This is a genomic window from Planococcus sp. ISL-110, assembly GCF_018613575.1.
Classification (GTDB): domain Bacteria; phylum Bacillota; class Bacilli; order Bacillales_A; family Planococcaceae; genus Planococcus.
In genome coordinates this window covers 105434-122993 of sequence record NZ_JAGGPX010000012.1, presented here as the reverse complement: position 1 = coordinate 122993, position 17560 = coordinate 105434, and the positions used below count along the sequence as shown (strand labels likewise).

The 17560-nt window shown below is 44.6% G+C and carries 19 protein-coding genes and 1 pseudogene; 15 read left to right on the top strand and 5 right to left on the bottom strand.

Annotation, left to right across the window (positions count from 1 at the left end; translation table 11 throughout):
* Positions 1-10: 10 nt before the first annotated feature.
* The 5 genes from tatC (at position 11) to J7I83_RS08360 (ending at position 3336) form a co-directional block, all read left to right on the top strand.
* Entirely contained in the window at positions 11-865 is an 855-nt protein-coding gene (tatC, locus tag J7I83_RS08380) for a twin-arginine translocase subunit TatC (RefSeq protein ID WP_215100244.1), read from the top strand.
* Between the two features lie 164 nt (positions 866-1029).
* Positions 1030-1503 carry a GNAT family N-acetyltransferase gene (locus J7I83_RS08375; protein ID WP_215100243.1) on the top strand — a complete coding sequence of 158 codons (474 nt, stop codon included), beginning with the start codon at positions 1030-1032 and terminating at the stop codon, positions 1501-1503.
* A gap of 173 nt (positions 1504-1676) precedes the next feature.
* Positions 1677-2090 (top strand): NUDIX hydrolase, encoded by a 414-nt coding sequence (locus tag J7I83_RS08370; protein ID WP_215100242.1) that lies wholly within the window; start codon positions 1677-1679, stop codon positions 2088-2090.
* Positions 2091-2168: 78 nt separating this feature from the next.
* Complete coding sequence (locus J7I83_RS08365) at positions 2169-2336, top strand: hypothetical protein (RefSeq protein WP_215100241.1); 168 nt, start codon at positions 2169-2171, stop codon at positions 2334-2336.
* Positions 2337-2394: 58 nt separating this feature from the next.
* A complete protein-coding gene (locus J7I83_RS08360) occupies positions 2395-3336 on the top strand; it encodes a magnesium transporter CorA family protein (protein ID WP_215100240.1) in 942 nt (313 codons plus the stop codon).
* Between the two features lie 35 nt (positions 3337-3371).
* Here J7I83_RS08360 and J7I83_RS08355 read toward each other — a convergent pair whose 3' ends face one another.
* A complete protein-coding gene (locus J7I83_RS08355) occupies positions 3372-3683 on the bottom strand; it encodes a hypothetical protein (RefSeq protein WP_215100239.1) in 312 nt (103 codons plus the stop codon).
* A gap of 170 nt (positions 3684-3853) precedes the next feature.
* Here J7I83_RS08355 and J7I83_RS08350 point away from each other — a divergent pair, with 170 nt between their 5' ends.
* The 3 genes and pseudogenes from J7I83_RS08350 to J7I83_RS08340 all read left to right on the top strand — a co-directional run bounded on the left by J7I83_RS08350 (position 3854) and on the right by J7I83_RS08340 (position 6477).
* Complete coding sequence (locus tag J7I83_RS08350) at positions 3854-3991, top strand: hypothetical protein (RefSeq protein ID WP_215100238.1); 138 nt, start codon at positions 3854-3856, stop codon at positions 3989-3991.
* 97 nt (positions 3992-4088) lie between these two features.
* Positions 4089-5607 (top strand): annotated as a pseudogene (gene abc-f, locus J7I83_RS08345) (ribosomal protection-like ABC-F family protein).
* A gap of 105 nt (positions 5608-5712) precedes the next feature.
* Positions 5713-6477, top strand: a complete 765-nt coding sequence (locus J7I83_RS08340) for an STAS domain-containing protein (RefSeq protein WP_215100237.1) — start codon at positions 5713-5715, stop codon at positions 6475-6477.
* A gap of 201 nt (positions 6478-6678) precedes the next feature.
* Here the strand turns inward: J7I83_RS08340 and J7I83_RS08335 are convergent, their stop codons facing one another.
* Complete coding sequence (locus tag J7I83_RS08335; protein ID WP_215100236.1) at positions 6679-7008, bottom strand: winged helix-turn-helix transcriptional regulator; 330 nt, start codon at positions 7006-7008, stop codon at positions 6679-6681.
* Between the two features lie 130 nt (positions 7009-7138).
* Here J7I83_RS08335 and J7I83_RS08330 point away from each other — a divergent pair, with 130 nt between their 5' ends.
* Entirely contained in the window at positions 7139-7990 is an 852-nt protein-coding gene (locus tag J7I83_RS08330; protein WP_215100235.1) for a VOC family protein, read from the top strand.
* A gap of 37 nt (positions 7991-8027) precedes the next feature.
* On the opposite strand, the gene J7I83_RS08325 is transcribed toward J7I83_RS08330, so the two are convergent.
* The gene (locus tag J7I83_RS08325) at positions 8028-8288 is read right to left on the bottom strand and encodes a hypothetical protein (protein ID WP_215100234.1); all 261 of its coding nucleotides are present in this window, start codon (positions 8286-8288) and stop codon (positions 8028-8030) included.
* Between the two features lie 142 nt (positions 8289-8430).
* On the opposite strand from J7I83_RS08325, the gene J7I83_RS08320 reads away from it, so the two are divergent.
* A complete protein-coding gene (locus J7I83_RS08320) occupies positions 8431-9501 on the top strand; it encodes an NAD(P)H-dependent flavin oxidoreductase (protein ID WP_215100233.1) in 1071 nt (356 codons plus the stop codon).
* Between the two features lie 99 nt (positions 9502-9600).
* Positions 9601-10434: a DUF368 domain-containing protein gene (locus J7I83_RS08315; protein ID WP_215100232.1), complete on the top strand. Its 834-nt coding sequence runs from the start codon at positions 9601-9603 to the stop codon at positions 10432-10434.
* Between the two features lie 24 nt (positions 10435-10458).
* Here J7I83_RS08315 and J7I83_RS08310 read toward each other — a convergent pair whose 3' ends face one another.
* Entirely contained in the window at positions 10459-10662 is a 204-nt protein-coding gene (locus J7I83_RS08310; protein WP_215100231.1) for a hypothetical protein, read from the bottom strand.
* Positions 10663-10938: 276 nt separating this feature from the next.
* Here J7I83_RS08310 and J7I83_RS08305 point away from each other — a divergent pair, with 276 nt between their 5' ends.
* Entirely contained in the window at positions 10939-12066 is a 1128-nt protein-coding gene (locus J7I83_RS08305) for a CAP domain-containing protein (protein ID WP_215100230.1), read from the top strand.
* A 104-nt stretch (positions 12067-12170) separates the two neighbouring features.
* Here J7I83_RS08305 and J7I83_RS08300 read toward each other — a convergent pair whose 3' ends face one another.
* On the bottom strand, positions 12171-13001 hold the full coding sequence (locus J7I83_RS08300) for an undecaprenyl-diphosphate phosphatase (RefSeq protein ID WP_215100229.1): 831 nt from the start codon (positions 12999-13001) through the stop codon (positions 12171-12173).
* Positions 13002-13146: 145 nt separating this feature from the next.
* Between J7I83_RS08300 and J7I83_RS08295 the strand changes: the two genes are divergently transcribed.
* The 3 genes from J7I83_RS08295 to J7I83_RS08285 all read left to right on the top strand — a co-directional run bounded on the left by J7I83_RS08295 (position 13147) and on the right by J7I83_RS08285 (position 17407).
* Positions 13147-14229 (top strand): AI-2E family transporter, encoded by a 1083-nt coding sequence (locus J7I83_RS08295; RefSeq protein WP_215100228.1) that lies wholly within the window; start codon positions 13147-13149, stop codon positions 14227-14229.
* Positions 14230-14341: 112 nt separating this feature from the next.
* Positions 14342-14785 (top strand): MarR family winged helix-turn-helix transcriptional regulator, encoded by a 444-nt coding sequence (locus tag J7I83_RS08290; protein ID WP_215100227.1) that lies wholly within the window; start codon positions 14342-14344, stop codon positions 14783-14785.
* A gap of 3 nt (positions 14786-14788) precedes the next feature.
* Positions 14789-17407 carry an MMPL family transporter gene (locus tag J7I83_RS08285; RefSeq protein ID WP_215100226.1) on the top strand — a complete coding sequence of 873 codons (2619 nt, stop codon included), beginning with the start codon at positions 14789-14791 and terminating at the stop codon, positions 17405-17407.
* Positions 17408-17560: the final 153 nt, after the last annotated feature.

Below are 17560 nucleotides of genomic sequence, written 5' to 3'. Positions count from 1 at the left end.
AGGTGGTTAGATGGATCCGTATGGAAACAGAAACTTAACAAGTCCGTTGCGTAAAAAAGCGGTACAGCCAGAAAAGCCTGCGGAAGAGGTTCCAGAAAAAGTACCGGAACCTCCTATTCAAGAACCGGAGCCGCCGGTAGAGGAACCGGCTATACAAGTGGAAACCTTAGTCGACCATTTAGGAGATTTGCGTAAACAGCTCATTAAAAGTGCGCTTGTTTTCCTCTTCTTCCTGCTGGTTGTGTTCTCAACTTTAAACTTTTGGTTCCCTTACATCGTCAAAGGCAATAACCTGATTATTTTAGGTCCTTTAGAGGTCATTAAATTCTATACTTCCATATCCGCAACGCTGGCTTTGGGACTGTCTTTGCCATTTTTGATTCATTTCATTTGGCAGTTCGTGAAGCCGGGTCTTGAAGAAAAAGAAGCACGGTTTTTAGGGCTTTATTCGCCGGTTATGTTTCTGCTGTTTGTTTTGGGGATTGCTTTCGGTTATTTTATCGTCAACCCATTAAGCTTTCAATTTCTGATCGGCATGGGGATGGCAAACTTTGATGTGATGATTTCCGCAAATGAATACATCCATTTTTTGATTATGACGACAGTTCCGCTCGGTTTGCTTTTTGAAATGCCGATTATCGCCTTATTTTTATCGTCTATTGGCGTTTTGACATCGGTTTCAATGAAAAAGGTCAGAAAATGGTCCTATCTTGTGCTGGCCATTGTTTCGGCCTTGATCACCCCTCCGGACTTCTTGAGTCAGCTGCTGGTCCTCGTTCCGATGGCAGGCCTCTATGAAGCCAGCATTTTCATTATCAAGAAGACGGAAGACAGGAAATCGGCAATTGAAGATCCACTTTTATAAACGATAAAGACTGTGTATCACAGCAGCCTTTATCGTTTATTTATTGAAAGAAAATTCTGATATTTTATGGTATTCGAATCACAACTGCTATAGACTGGAGGAGCAAGCACTTGTCAGAAAATCCATAAGTGGAAAATAGTTATCCATAATGAGGAGGATGCGACATGGCAGTAGAAATCAAAGAAATTACAGACCTAAAGCAAGTGGATGTTTCAAAGCTGGTGGAAGAAAGTGAAGCAGAGGGTTATCGTTTTCTGAGAAGGCTCGTCGATCAGTATGAAGATGGCAGCAATACGTTCAATAAAACAGGTGAAGTGTTGTATGGAGTCTGGGACCACCACAATCACCTGGTGGCAATTGGCGGCTTGAACCGTGATCCGTATTCTACTAAAGAAGGTATTGGCAGGCTTCGGAGATTTTATATTTCTGCAAGTGCGCGTAGACAGGGAATCGGCACAAAGTTATTGCAGCAGCTCCTTAAAGATGCGCATGGGCATTTTCGCGAACTCGTTGTCCGAACGGATTCTTCTGCGGCGGATGCCTTCTACAGGGCAAATGGTTTTTCGGGGGATCTCGGTCTGCCAGACGCCACTCACGGCATTGTGCTGGAACAGGAACACAGAAAAAGGGCTGAGTAGAACCTCGGTGAAACGGCTTGCTCCGGTAAGCCGTTTTGTCTTGTCCAGAATTATTTGCGTGTAAGCTTCCCCGGTTTATTAAAATATGTGGTAACGTAAAAAGAGCTGGCAGTGTGAGGTCTGAAAAAAGAAAAAGACTGCTACATCGAAAAATAGGCTATAGGAGAGATTACATGGAAATGTCGAACTGGAAAGGCGCAGCAGGCGTGTGCGTCAATGGAAAAAACGAAGTGTTGCTGGTATTGCAGGGTGTTCCTGGTGAGGATAAGAAATGGACGGTGCCAGCGGGTGGTCTTGAAGAAGGTGAGACTGCCGAACAATGCTGTGGGCGGGAATTCTTCGAAGAAACTGGCTTGACGGTCAGGGTTCTGGAGAGGTTGAATACCCGTACCGGTGAATATGAGGACTCGGCAGTATCGTTCGAAGTTACCTATTTTAGAGTGGAAATGACTGGCGGCGAACTTGTTTTACAGGAAGGCGACGAGTGGATTGCGGATGTGGCTTGGAAATCGATTTCTGAACTAGGGGAACTGGAACTGGCTTATCCGGATGATGCGGAGTTGATTAGATCATTAGCGGTTCATTAATCAAAATAGACTCTTTGGATTATAAAGGAACAAAACGGGTAATTACGGTAATAACAGCAATCCAAGGAGGGGTTTTGGATGAAGAAAAACCGTGAAAATAAAGAAGGCGAAAAACTGATTCCTGAGATAGAACCACGCCGTAATATGCCACCAGAAAAGGGCGTGGATCCTATGCCTGACAGAGATTTGGAATACGAGGAAAACTCGAACCAAAAATACCGGGACAACACTCAGCAAAAAGAGTAGGCAAGCCAGGTACTGGCTTGCTTTTTGCATCCTAGAGCGATCGAAAGGGGGCTGGATAATGCCGCAACATACATTTAGGCACACTGTTTGGCATGAAGAGGACAGTGCCGAAGAATATAGCTTCCGCAAATACCTTCCCAAAAATGAAAAGATGTATAATTGGGCCGATAAATCAAAAAATCCATCAGTCAATATTCTCCATACCTATACTGTCACACGTGGCAAGGAGTCGTTATGGGGGTCGTTGATTTACAGGCAAAGCGCCAAATCCCAAGGCTCCCGCGAGGTCTTTCATTTCTATTTGTCCCGCGATGTATTTGTCACCAATAAAATTGATTTTGAAAAAGATGCGGATTTAGAAAAAGAAGAAATTCTACACCAAATGGAAAGTGCCGCTTCTTCTATAGAAGTAATGATGATTATCCTTGGTGAAATGGTGGCTTCCATATTACATAAAATAGACAGTTTTGAAGAACGTCTCCATGATTTGCTGTGGGCGATCAAAGAGAAGAACAATAAGAAGACTTTAGGAGAAATCGAAAACATCCGCCATGAGATTCTCTTATGGAAGCATCTGATTATGGGGTTTCAGGAAATCAAAATGGCGATTGAAGAAACTTTCGGGAAACGTGTGATGGAGGAAACAGAGTATCATCGAACTGCCACTCGTATTGAACGCTGCGTCATGCTTGTCAATTCATATGAAGACGAAGTCAACAACATGGTCGATATTGAAAATGTAGTAGCAAATTATCGCGGCAATGAAATCATGAAAACCTTAACAGTTCTGACTACTTTGTTCACACCAATTATGGCATGGGGAGCCCTTTGGGGAATGAATTTTGAAAACATGCCTGAATTGAATTGGCAGTTGGGCTATATTGGGGCCTTGCTGGTGATTCTGGGTTCAACTTTTGTCCTCTACCTTTATTTAAAACGAAAGGGATGGATGGGTGATATCCTGCAATCCATTGGCAGAAGCAAAATTGAAAAAGAGTAGACAACAGCAGGAATCTTTGGGATTCCCGCTGTTGTCTACTTCGCTTTGTCATTTTCAAGTTCCTGCAGCAGTTCAGTATAGCGATGCAGATCCTGGTCTCCGTACTTTTCTACGTAGTTTGTAATGGTGTCTTTTAACCCTCTTCGCTGGCGTTCTACTGCCACTAATTTTTCTTTCATCGACTGCCGTCTCCATAGCTCCGCGTCCTGGACACCTTCCATTTTTTCAAGCATGTCAATTTCCGCCAGCAGAACCAATGCTTCGGTCTTTTTGTCTTCGTACTTTTTCAACGCTTTCTCTACTTTTCGGGTATCGTTATCAAAAGCCAACTTTGAATACATGGACATTTTCTATTCCCCCTTTCTGCTGAAATGCTGTTACTTTAATGTTTCCCGATTCTAAGGAATTTATACCTACTTTTTAGAGAGCGGCAATAAAAAAGAATATTCCGTTAAAATATTGACGTAAATCAGCAGGAATTGTATGATATGAAATATACATAAAGGAGGTGGGTAAGATGAATCAAACTGGTAAGCGCATGACAGAATGTCAGCAATATCTCTACATTCTTCATGGCGTCACTTTCACTGCAGGAGCCGAACGGGAAAAGTCTGTCCTTTTTCAGCCAACTGCATCGAGTGAAAATTACCAGTAAGAGACATCTGCCTGCAAACGAATTTTAGCAAAGGCATGCCTCCCTGGCGTGCCTTTTTTGCTGTGCATGAGTCTCTTCAAGGGAGAGGAAGAGAATCATGATCATTAGCCAATTTCAACAAACTATGTGCCATTTTGCGAGTCAAAAATTATTCAATCATATAAAAGGAGAAGTGATGCAGGGCCAGCGCATCGGTCTTGTCGGAAGAAACGGGGAGGGAAAAACCACTTTATTGAACGTTCTGGCTGGTACTTTACAGCCCACAGAGGGAATTGTGACGTGGAAAAAAGACTGCAGTATCGGTTTGCTGGAACAGTCGCCTGATGAACAGGAAGAACGGACTGTTGAGCAATTGATGATCGCGGTATTTTCGGAAATGACTTTCCTCCAGCAACAGCTGACAGGGATGGAATATCAAATGGAAAATGCTTTTCCAGAGGAGTTGGACCAGCTGCTGCTGCGCTATGGTGTGCTGCAGGATGATTTTATTCAGCGGGGAAAAAACGAAAATAGGGCTGGCCAAATTGCTTTTGCTAATACCGGATTTGTTGTTGCTGGATGAACCGACCAATCACTTGGATCTGGAAGCTATAGAATGGTTAGGCACATTTATCAACCATTACAAAGGGACGATCGTCCTTGTTTCGCACGACCATTATTTTCTGGATGAAACCGTTAGGCACATTTGGGAGCTGGACCAAGGGAACTTGATTCAATACGCCGGCAATTATTCGAGCTATGTCAAAGAACGGGAAGTCCGTCTGCTGATTGAATTCCAACAATACCAGGACCAGCAGAAGAAAATTCAAAAGATGAAAGAAACCATTAAGCGTTTGAAGGAATGGGCCAACCGTGCCAATCCGCCAAACGCAGGAATGCATCGGCAGGCGAAAAGCGTGGAAAAAGCGCTACACCGCATCGAAATTCTCGACCGTCTGCTAGTAACAAAAAAACAGATGGCGCTGGACTTTAAAATCGATGGGCGCAGCGGAAAAGACGTCATTTTCCTGGATGGAGTCTGGAAGGGATTCGGGAATCGGATTTTATTCCATGACGTCTCGATGCATATCCGTTACGGGGAGCGGGCGGCAATTGTAGGGGCCAATGGGACAGGGAAAACAACTCTGCTCAATATGATATTGGGCAATGAGGAGGCTGATTCAGGTAGAGTAAAGCTGGGCAGTGGCTTGTCCATCGGTTATCTGTCCCAGCACGCGGTGGAGGTGGACAATGACAGAACCATCATTGAAGAATTCCGCGATGCTGTTGCCGTTTCCGAATATGATGCACGCCCAATGCTGGCGAAGTTCCTGTTTTTCGGCAATATGGTTTTTCAGCCGGTTCGGCAGCTCAGCGGCGGCGAACAGATGAGGCTCCGCATGGCTCAATTAATGCACCAAAACCACAATCTACTGATTTTGGATGAGCCCACCAACCACCTCGATCTGGAAGCGAAAGAAGTGATGGAAGATGCCTTAAGCGAATTTTCCGGTACCATCATTGTGGTTTCACATGACCGTTATTTCCTCGATAAGCTGTTTCCAGTGACGTACTGGCTAAGAAATCACACAGTCGAACGGTTCGATGGAAACTATTCAGCTGCCCGGGAAAAGTGATGGCAGCTGCGAAATAAAGTTTTCGAAACAACGGTTAATTTGGTGTTGCTGTGGCATAATAGATGAACACAAGCAAGTGGAAATCAAGAGATAAGGTGGTAACAAATGCCAGCGATAGGAAAGATCCCCGAAAATATATTTTTACTGAACGCCCTGGATGTTATCGGGGAAACCATCATCATTGCGGATAGTTCCCATACCATCAGATGGATGAATTCCGAAGCCTGCCGATTAATGAGTGAAATTGCCCCTTTGTACGGCATGCCGGATTGCGAAGCGATGATCGGGATGAACATGGACGATTTTCATGAACGTCCGCAGCACCAGAAGCAAGTTATGCAGAAACTAACCGGAGTTCACCGGACGCGCATTACGATCCGAGACCAGGTAATGACAGATATTGTCGTCACACCAATTATGGACAGCAAAAACAATGAACCTGAGGGTTATATCGTCATGCTGATGGATGTCACGATGCAAGCTGAAGAGCAAAAGCGCAGTGCGCAATTGATCAAGGAATTGTCGATTCCCATTTTGAACATTTGGGACAAGACGATTGCCTTGCCATTGATCGGAGATTTTGACAGAAACCGGACAGATCAATTGATCGCTACAGTTTTGATGGAATGCTCAGAGAAAAAAATCGAATACGTCCTGATCGACTTAAGTGGCATCAAAGAGTTTGAAGACCAGGTTCGCTATCAGATTCAAATGATGACCGACACGTTGAACTTGATAGGAGCCACCTGCATTCTCGTCGGCATTAGCCCAAAACTGGCCATGTCGATTGTCCAATTGGACAACAAGACTCCAATATTCAGTACAGCCCACGAAGGATTAAAATACATCATGCAATTGCAGGCAAAATAAAATAAGAGCTTATCCAGTAAATTGGATAAGCTCTTATTTGTTTTAGGAAATTATGATTCGAGTAACTTGTGAGGCTGTCTACGCTTTTCGATGTCCAGACTCCAGCGCCCAGCTCTTCGGGATGTAAGCCACTCTGGCTGTGCGGCTGAAAACATGCCGCTTCGCCAAATCGTCTTACACCTGTCAGAGCTAAACGGGCGCTTACGCTTTTCTTGTTTCAGTTGGTTCTATCCATATCTGCGACCAGTTTTGGATTTCGTCCATGACCGGTTTTAAGGAAGTCCCTTTTTCGGTCAATGCGTATTCAATCCGTACGGGTGTTTCCGGGTAGACTGTACGTGTAACAAGCCCTTCGGCTTCCAGATTTTTCAGGCGTTCAGATAGAAGCCGGCCGCTGATTCCGATAACTTCCGTTAAATGACTGAAGCGCTGAGGGCCGGATAATAATTGGTAAATAATCAACCCTGTCCAGCGTTGGCTGAGCAGAGAAATAGCTGTTTCAAAACGGGGGCAAATGACGGAAGTATCCATACTCCTCACTCCTTTTCTATTATGATAGCATAAATATCAGGTGCTTTAAAGGAATTAAGTTACTTGACAGAGTTTAGTATTTTAAATATAATCTGTTACATTAAGTAACTGATGGAAAAGGGGAATGTAGATGAATTTTCATGAAAAACCTATCACTTATGTAGGTGAAGTAGGATTAAAAGTAATGAATATCGATAAAATGAAACGATTTTACCATGAAACTATTGGGCTTGAAGTGATTTCAGAAGAACAACATAGTGTAGAGTTGGGTGTTGCGGGCAAGGTCTTGCTTAAGCTCGAAGCAATAGCAGGAATCATACCAAAACAAGGTCTTTATGCAGGACTGTATCATTTTGCCATTTTATTGCCGGCCAGAGCAGATTTAGGGAGAATTCTTGTTCATCTTCATCAGAAGGGAATCCAGTTGGGTTCTTCGGATCACCTTGTCAGTGAAGCATTGTACCTATCGGATCCGGAAGGCAATGGCATTGAAATTTATCGTGACCGTGAACCGCAGCAATGGAACTGGAGCAATAATGAAGTTTCAATGGCAGTAGATCCGATTGATGCCCAAGGATTGGTGGAAGCGGCTCAGAACTCATCTGAACCATGGCAAGGAATGCCCCCTGCTACAGTGATGGGACATATCCACTTGCATGTATCAAACTTAACGGAGGCCAAAGATTTTTATGTAGATGGACTTGGATTTGAAGTTGTTGCGAGCATGGGTGGTCAGGCATTATTCCTTGCTGACCAGAAATACCATCACCATATCGGAATGAATGTATGGAATGGCACTGGTATACCAGCATTGCCTGAAAAAACAGCTGGCCTGCATTACTACACCTTGATTATGGAAAGAGAGAAACGCAATGAACTGGAAAATAAGCTGTGTTCGATGGGCACTGAGATTACAAAACAGGATAATTACTGGGAAGTGAAAGATCCTTCAGGCAACCTGGTTCGCTTATTTGTTGAATAATACGAAAAAGCCGGCTCATCATTCGAGTCGGCTTTTATCATTCCAGGGAGGCTCTGTCACAGCTGTTGTCAATCGCCATAAAAGCTGTAGTTGTGAAAGCTGCCTGTTCAGGAATCTCAGAGGTCACCTGATTTTGTGGCAGTATTTCCGGTAGGTCATTCTGGCGTGTTTCGATATATGCGTACATTCTTTCCTGGCTGACCGCCTTTTCTAAAGGGTTGCCAGAAAAAGATAACAGTATTAATCCACATGCTCCAACAATTAAAGTGATGCCCAAAAGTGAAAGGAATCCCTTCATAGTAAATCCCGCCTTATTGTGTTTTTCTTACTATAAGGAACGATGCATCACGTAAGAAAGTTCCCTGTTGCCGTATATTGATGTTTACGGGATACTTGGACTACAGCAAAATGCAATCAATTCGAAGACAGGGGGGCTTTACATGTTTTCATTGGAAACTGGAATTTGTCAATTGTTCAAAATCGATTATCCAATTATCCAGGCTGGTATGGCAGGGGGGCCAACGACAGTCGAACTGGTCACTGAAGTGAGTAATGCCGGAGGTCTTGGCACCTTGGGAGCTGCGTATATGACACCAGAAGCATTGCGCCAGGCAATCAAGGAAATTCAGTCAACAACCCAAAAGCCGTTTGGCGTTAATATTTTCGCAGCACCGGTGGAAGATGATTTTAGCCGCTTGGCAGAAGTGCAAAAGGCATTAAGCCCTTTTCGCTCGCAACTGGAGATCCAGGAGATTCAATCTTCCTATCAATCACCTGATTGGAGCGAAGAACAGTTTAATATCTGTATTGAAGAAGGTGTGCCAATCATCAGTACGGCGTTTGGCTGTTTACTAGCCGGGCAGATGAAAGCGGCCAAAGAACGGCAAATCAAAATCATTGCAATGGTTACGACGGTCGCTGAAGCAAAGCAGGCGGAAGCTTCCGGAGCAGATGTCATTGTGGCTCAGGGAAGTGAAGCAGGAGGGCATCGCAGCAGTTTTTCGCTTGATCGTCACCCGGCAGGTGCACAGATTGGAACCTTGTCATTGGTTCCCCAGGTAGTGGATGCTGTTGACATTCCAGTCATTGCGGCAGGCGGTATTGTAGATGCACGAGGGCTGGTCGCTTCGCTTGCTCTCGGGGCGCAAGGTGTGCAAATCGGCACCTGTTTTGTCGGCTCTAAAGAATCCGGAGCGCATCGAGCATATAAGCAAGCAATATTTAACAGTGATGAAGAAAGCACGGTCGTCACAAAAAGTTTTTCCGGTCGTCCGGCACGCGGCATTAAAAACCGCTTTATTGAGGGGTTTGAACAAACCGGCATTGCTCCATTGCCATTTCCTTCTCAAAATACCATCACTAAAGACATTCGGGCAGCGGCTGCAAAAGCCGATGATCCTGAGTTCATGTCGTTATGGGCTGGGCAATCCACACGGAGCCTGACAGAAGAAGTAGCTGCTGCTGAAATTGTCCGGACTATCATAGAAGAGGCAAAAGTGATGCTAAGCTAATTTTGCTTGTGGGCTGAAATGAGCAAAGTGAAACTCGAGTTTCCATTTCGCACATGCTATACTGGTTAAAGTGATTTTTAAAACAAGGAGATTAGACGAATGGAATGGAAGAACATATACCGCGGCATCCTAATGGGCATCAGTGATTTGATCCCGGGAGTCAGTGGAGGGACGATTGCATTTATTTTAGGGATTTATGATCGCTTATTAGAGTCTATCAGTGGCTTTTTCAGCCGGGATTGGAAAAAACATCTTGGATTCTTGGTGCCGCTCGGTCTTGGCGTCGTCATTACACTGCTGCTATTCAGTCGGGTCATCGAATACTTGTTGGAGCAGCATTATGAAGCGACCCAGTTTTTCTTCATGGGGCTGATCATCGGCGTCGTTCCGTACATCATGAAACAGGCGGAAGTCAAAAAGAATTTTACTCCACGCCATTTGATTATCCTGGTGGTTATTGGAGCGGCATTGGCAGTTACTGCTTTTATTCCGACTGAAGAAGATTTAGCGCCGATCACCTCACTTACTATGCCTGTATTCTTTTTACTGTTTTTCTCTGGGTGGCTAGCCAGTATGGCGATGTTATTGCCAGGAATCAGCGGTTCCTTTATCCTGCTGTTATTGGGCGTCTATTCGACCGCTATCAATGCCCTATCCACGTTGAACATTCCAGTTGCCTTGGCTATCGGCGCCGGGGTTATCGTTGGGTTCATTGTCAGCAGCAAGGTAATCCGGTACTTATTGGAGCACTTTACCTATGTCACGTACGCAGCGATTATCGGTCTGATTATAGGGTCTCTGTTTGTGGTATTCCCTGGGTTTTCGGGTGATTCAGCTACATTCATCACCAGCCTGTTGACGTTTGCTCTGGGTCTAGTATTTACTTTGCTTTTCAGCTCACCTAAAAAGACCGCCATTACAGAAGAGTTTTAATTGGATAAAAGAGGGGCCATCATTTTATGATGGCCCCTCTTTTTGAGTTAATGAATGCTTCTGCTTTTCTTCGTCCAGACTCCGGCAGCCAGCCCCTAGAGCCGCTGGAAGCCTTACCGGCAATGGAAAAGACGCCATTACAGACAAGGCTTCCGGCGCTTGTGGGGGCTTAGCGGCAGCTTCCGATTTTTTGGGTGTCCAGCTCCAGCGCCCAGTTCTTTGGGTCATAAGTCAACCCAGCTGTGCGGCAAAGAGCGCCGCTTCACCGGTCTGCCTTATGCCCGTCAGAGCTCCACGGGCGCTTCCGCTTTTCTTGGTCTAGCACCAGCTGCCAGATTCTAGGGTCATAATCCACTCTGGCTATGCGGCTGAAGAAACACCGCTACGCCAAAGCGTCTTATGCCCGTCGAATCTACACGGCAGCTTCTGCTTTTCTTGGTCAAAGGCTTTTTGCTTTGTGGATGATCTGTTTGCGATTAAACTGTAGGGTAAGAGGTGATGTTTGTGCGGAAACTGTTTTGGTTGATGATTCTGTTGCTGGCCGTTTTTTTTGCGCGCCCGATTTGGGAAGAACCGGTTGGTGAATATGTCGATTTAAGTTTCTTGGATTCGGTCGATCGCACAATTGAAAAAATCACCGAAGATCCGGAAGTGTCACAAGCGTTTGATGGAGCCTGGGATTTCACCTCGCGTGTGAGTACTGAATTGCGGTCGATGATCGCTTCCAGCTCGCTTGAAATGCCGGAGGCTGTGGCGAAACCGGAACTGGCGGAACCGGACTCCTTGTTTGCTGTCCATAATGTGACGCTTGGTATGGACAAGGACGAAGCGCAGGGAAAAGTCGGTATGCCGCTTCGTTTGATGCGGAATGAGTACGGCACTGACTGGCATAGCTATCATCAGGATTATCAGAACTATGTGCTTTTGTCCTATGATGAGGATGGGAAAGTGAACGGAATGTTCACCAATCAGGATTTGATTTCCTCTGCGGAAGGAATAACAATAGATTCCACTAAATCTGAAGTCCGTTCGTTGCTTGGAGTTCCGCTGAAAAGTCTTCAAAAAGGGAATATCCAATATATACTGGATGCCGGTGAAGAATACGATGTATTTAAAACCGAAAATACTTACACGACCGTTTTTTATGATATCCACGAAGAAGATACAGTGACAGCCGTGCAAGTGATCCATGAAGAGTTGGAGAAGGCGCGTCCTGGAATATACGCAGAAGCGAACGCAGAATTGAAGGAAGGCTATGAATACTTGCTTTTTGAATTAACGAATTCAGCCCGTATTCAACGCGATTTGCCTTTGTTGAAGTGGGACGAGCAGACAAAATTGACAGCCCGAAAGCACAGTGATGACATGGCAGAAAATCAGTATTTCAGCCACACTAACCTTGCGGGGCAATCACCATTTGATCGGATGAATGAAGACGGCATCGAGTTCTATGTGGCCGGTGAAAATCTGGCATATGGCCAGTACAGCAGCATTTTTGCTCATGAAGGTTTGATGAATTCCATGGGGCACCGTGAAAACATCGTCAAACCAGAGTTTGGATTTTTAGGAATAGGCACAGCGTTCAATGCAGAGAATCAACCGTATTACACGGCTAATTTTTTTAATCGGTAGAAAAAAGGCAGGCTGCCAATGAAAATTGGCAGCCTGCTTTTTTTAGAGCTTAAGAAAATATGCATAGTAGCTTTCCTATTATTGTCCAGACTCCTGCGCTTTTCTTAATTCAATACAATCCATGCCAAAACGACGAGCGGACCGACGATAAAGCAGTAAATGGCAAAATACTTCAATTGGCCTTTTGCCATAATGTTCATAAACCATTTCAAAGAAAAGTAAGAAGCGACAAGAGATCCCAGAAACGCCATGATGTAAGGAACTGCCATAGAAGCCAGGTTATCATCATTGACAATATCAGTGACGCTTAGGACAGCACCACCCAGGCTGATTGGGATAAACAGCAGGAAAGAGAAGCGCAAGGCAGTTTCCTGATTGATGTTCCGTGCCATAGCCGCAACAATTGTAGCACCGCTTCGGCTGATTCCTGGAATAAGTGCCACTGCCTGGGCACCGCCGATGATGACGGCGTCCTTCATTGTCATATTGCCATCTTTTCGCTGTCCGCGTGTATTGCGGATCCACCAGAGGCCGAAACCCGTCACAATTAAAGTCAAACCGACTGTGACAATGGTCGAAAGACTCTCATCAATAGCATCCTGAAACAAGAGACCAATAACGGCAGCGGGGATTGTCGCGACTACCAGATAAACAACGAACATGAAATCCCGCTTTGTTTCAGCATTTTTAACTGTAAAATATTTTAAACCGTTAACGACAAGACGCTTTATATCGTCGCGATAAATAATCAGTACCGCAATCAGTGAAGCGCTGTTGACGAGCAAAGCAAAAGTTGAAACACTTCCTTCAATCTGTACATCCAGGAAATACTGGGCGATCAACAAATGTCCGCTTGATGAGATGGGAATCGGTTCAGTAAGTCCTTGGAATAGGCCGAGAAGCAAAAATTTAATCGTAAGCCATAATTGATCCATTAACATAAATCCTCCATTGCTCGTTCACTTATTTGAGTTGTCAATGTTGTCATTTTCCGCGATAACTTCCAAACAACATAAAAAATATAATACCATACTTTCATGATAAACTGGGTATACTATTGAAAGAAAGGAAGTGTAACGCTTGACGAGCAAGCTTTGGTTTCAAGTGGGAGTAGGAATTATTCTAGCTTTAGTCATTATTCGATTATTTATTGAGGTACAAGGAATTTTTGATCCCCTATTCATTATCGCTGGAACAATTTTTGTTCCTTTGCTATTGGGAGGTGTCTTGTTTTATCTGACAAGACCGATCCTGAACTTTTTAATTAAGAAAAGATTTCCGAAGTGGAGTGCTGTCCTTACGGTTCTCCTGGCGATTGTTTTAGTGTTCTACTTGTTTTATGTCATGATCGGGCCGATTGTTACAGACCAAATCAACGCACTGGTAAATAATGGACCTGAAATCATTCAAAGTGTGGAGGAATATGGTCAATACATATTTGACCAGCGTGATCGGCTTCCAGATTCAATTGAAGAGCAGCTGAATGATATGACTGGACAAATTGGTGACAGCCTTGGCGATGTCGGGGGATGGGTTCTTTCGTTTATTACCAGCTTTATCTCTGGTGTTATAACATTGGTGTTAGTGCCTTTTTTCCTGGTCTACTTATTGGTCGACCATAAGAAATTTGTTCCGTTTATTTCCGGTTTCTTTTCCGGTGAGCGGAAAAGATGGATCCGCAAGACCTTGCATGATATCGATGAAACGCTGCAGGCGTATATCCAGGGACAACTGTTTGTCAGTTTCCTGGTAGGGCTTATGCTGCTGATCGGCTACCTGATCATCGGACTGGATTATGCTTTGTTGTTGGCGTTAATCGGTATGGCCACCAACGTCATTCCGTTTTTGGGGCCTTACATCGCAGTCATTCCAGCGATTATCATTGCACTTGTGCAGGATCCGATTATGGCGGTGTATGTAGCCATCATTATGCTCGTTGCACAGCAGATTGAAAGTAATTTCATCACCCCGAATGTTATGGGCAAATCACTTGATGTTCATCCATTGACGGTCATTACCTTGATCCTGGCGGCTGGAAATATCGCCGGCCTATGGGGGATCATTTTAGCGATTCCTGTATATGCCGTTATTAAGACCATCACGAAAAATGTTTATGCAAGACGAACTGAAATCCGCGATACAGCTACGCGTGATATCGAATAAACCTAACCTGTGAACTCTTGTTCACAGGTTTTTTTATAGAAAGACGGTTCTTTCTTGACCGTAGGAGGTTTACCCCCTAAACTATTAATATTGGTTGAGGGGGTAGACTACTATGGATGCACGAATACAAGAGGCGGTGGATCTTTTTCAAGAGGTAATGATTTACGGAACTGAGCGGGTTATCAAATCCGTTGATCATCCTCTATGGAAAGAGTATTCACCTGAACAAATTCAACTGCTGAAGCTGATCAGCAAGGAAAAACAGATTACTTCAGCAAGATTGGCTGTCATGCAAGCCGTACATAAAAGTGCGATTTCCAGCCGCATAAAAAAGTTGTTGCAAAAAGAAGTAATTCAAGTTGTCCAGACTACAGACCGACGGGAAAAATTGCTGGAACTCACGGATAAAGGCCAGGCGATTTTAGTGGAACTGGATAAGGTGTTGACGGATTACATCGAGAAGCTAATGTCCGAAAATATTGCAGATGAAGAAATAGACCAATTTCTGACGATTTTCCGAAAGCTGAAAACGATTATAAAAATGGATGGAGTGTAACACATGCACAGTGTATTGAAATTCAAATGGCCGATTGCCATTGGCTTGATTGTATTGACGATCGTGTTATTCTTACTGGCACCTAATTTAACAGAGCAGGCAGAACAGGCGGGGTCGTTTCAGTTGTCTGATGAAGCTTCTTCGCAAATCGCTTCAAGCATTCTGAAAGATGCTGATGCCGCAGAACAAACCATATCTCTCGTCATACCATTGGAAAGTGAAATGACGGATTCAATACGGGAAACACTCGAACAGATGGTAACGGACATCGAAGCATTGGGTGATCCGGTGACGAGTGTATTAAATCCAGTCGAAAGTGAAGAATTGGAAGAGCAACTGATTTCGGAGGATCGCCAAACGGTGTTGGTGCCGATTACAGTTGATGGCACAGACGAAGAAGTGAATGCCGTCGCCGATACAATCAAGGAAACCATTATTCCTGAAGACCTGACTGCTTATGTGACTGGGGAAGCTATCATTAATAATGATGTCAATATCAGTGCGCAGGAAGGTTTGAAACGTACCGAAATCATTACAGTAGTACTCATTTTCGGATTATTGTTGGCCGTTTTCCGGTCAATCGTGACGCCATTCATTCCACTTGTGGCAGTCGGGATTTCTTATTTGCTAAGCCAATCACTGGTCGCGTTTTTCATCGATTGGTTCGGTTTTCCAGTTTCGAACTATACGCAGATATTCCTGGTAGCGATTTTGTTCGGGATCGGGACGGATTATTGTATCCTTCTATTGAGCCGCTATAAAGAAGAGTTGTCGGCTGGGCATGGTGTGGAACAATCAATCATCAACACCTATAAAACAGCGGGGAGAACCTTGCTAATCAGTGGAATCGCAGTGTTTATCGGTTTCTTTGCCATTGGTTTTGCCGAATTTCCAATTTTCAAATCTGCTGTAGCGGTAGCTGTTGGGATATTCGTCCTGCTGCTGGTTCTATATACAATCGTGCCATTCTTCATGTCTTTATTGAAGGAAAAGTTATTCTGGCCAGCAAAAAAATCTGCTTCTCACAGCGACAGCAAACTATGGCTCACCATGAGCAAGCTGTCGATCAATCGTCCCTTATTGTCGATGCTGGTAGTTGCTTTGATTACAGTGCCATTGCTGTTTACATACGATAATTCTTTGTCGTTTAATACAGTGGATGAAATCGGTTCGGAATATGAATCGGTGAAAGGCTTGCGCGCTATTGAAGAAGGCTTTGGGCAAGGCGATTCACTGCCTGTTCAAGTAATTGTGAAGTCAGATGAATCCTTGACAGACCGGTCGACTGTCCCTTACTTTGAATCATTAAGTGCAGAAATTGAAAAAATTGAGGGTGTGCAAACCGTCCGATCCATTACGCGTCCAACAGGGGACGTAATTGAGGAGCTTTACGTAGACAAACAGCTTGGCTTATTGGCTGACGGGCTTACTGAAGCGCGGGATGGAATCGGCGAAATCCAGGCGGGACTTACAGAAGTCCAGACCAACTTAACTGCCATCAGTGAACAAGCCGGCGATGCTGGTGGATTGAACGACGCGGCAGCAGGGCTTGGTCAGATCAATCAGCAACTGGGCCAGGTTTCACAAGGGTTGCAGCAAACAGGCAATATTCCGCAAACTGTGGGTGCCTTGACGCAGATCAGTGGAGGGTTGTCAGAAATCCAGCAAGGCTTGGCTGGAGCAGCTGGCCAAACGGCAGAACTTAGTGCCGGGTTAACGCAATTGGCAGATGGAGTCGGTGCTTCAAACGATGGCCTTGCAGAAATTGAAACCGGCTTAACCGAAGCCGTCGATATGATGGAGGAAATGAGCGGCAGTGAGGCTGTACGTGATACAGGCCTGTTCATTCCGGAAGGAACATTGGAAGGCGATGATTTTGAGCAGGTATTGGAGCGTTATTCCTTTGCGGATGGCACAGGAATGATGATGGAAGTAATCCTGTCGGAAGATCCATATTCTCCTGAAGCCATCGAAATTATTACTGTGATTAAAGAAACAGTGAAACGTACTGTAGCAGCGACACCTCTTGAAGAAGCAGAAATTGCCTTCAGCGGAATTTCCAGCATCAACAGTGATTTAGAAGAAGTATCATCCAGTGACTTTGCGAATACCGTGGTCATCATGCTAATCAGCTTGTTCGTTGTTCTGGCAATTCTTTTCCGTTCATTAATCATGCCGTTGTATATGATCGGATCGCTTTTGCTGACGTATTATACATCGATTGCCATTGCGGAATTGATCTTTGTTAATGGCCTTGGCTATGATGGCATCAGCTGGGCAGTGCCATTCTTCGGTTTCGTCATGCTGGTGGCGCTAGGAGTTGACTATTCGATCTTCCTGCTTGACCGGTTCCGCGAAGAATCATTCAATGGTATTACCGTTCGCGATGCCATGCGCACTTCGATGGCGAAGATGGGAACTGTCATCATCACGGCAGCTATCATTCTGGCGGGTACATTCGGCGCAATGATGCCTTCTGGCGTCCTGAGCCTTGTACAGATTGCAACCATCGTTATTACCGGATTGCTGCTGTATGGATTGATTGTTCTGCCACTATTGATACCAGCGATTTCAGTGTCCTTTGATCGGGGTGTCTGGTGGCCGTTCGGCAAGAAAAAATAACCATATAAGTTGAAAAAAATTCGTTTTTATACACTATCTAGCTTGCAGGAAAGCATAGTCGTTTTGAGGAATATCAGTAATTGAACAGTTTAAGTTTAACTTGTATGAAAAAAGCTGCGTTCCCGCAGCTTTTTTCTATGGATGTGGGATTGC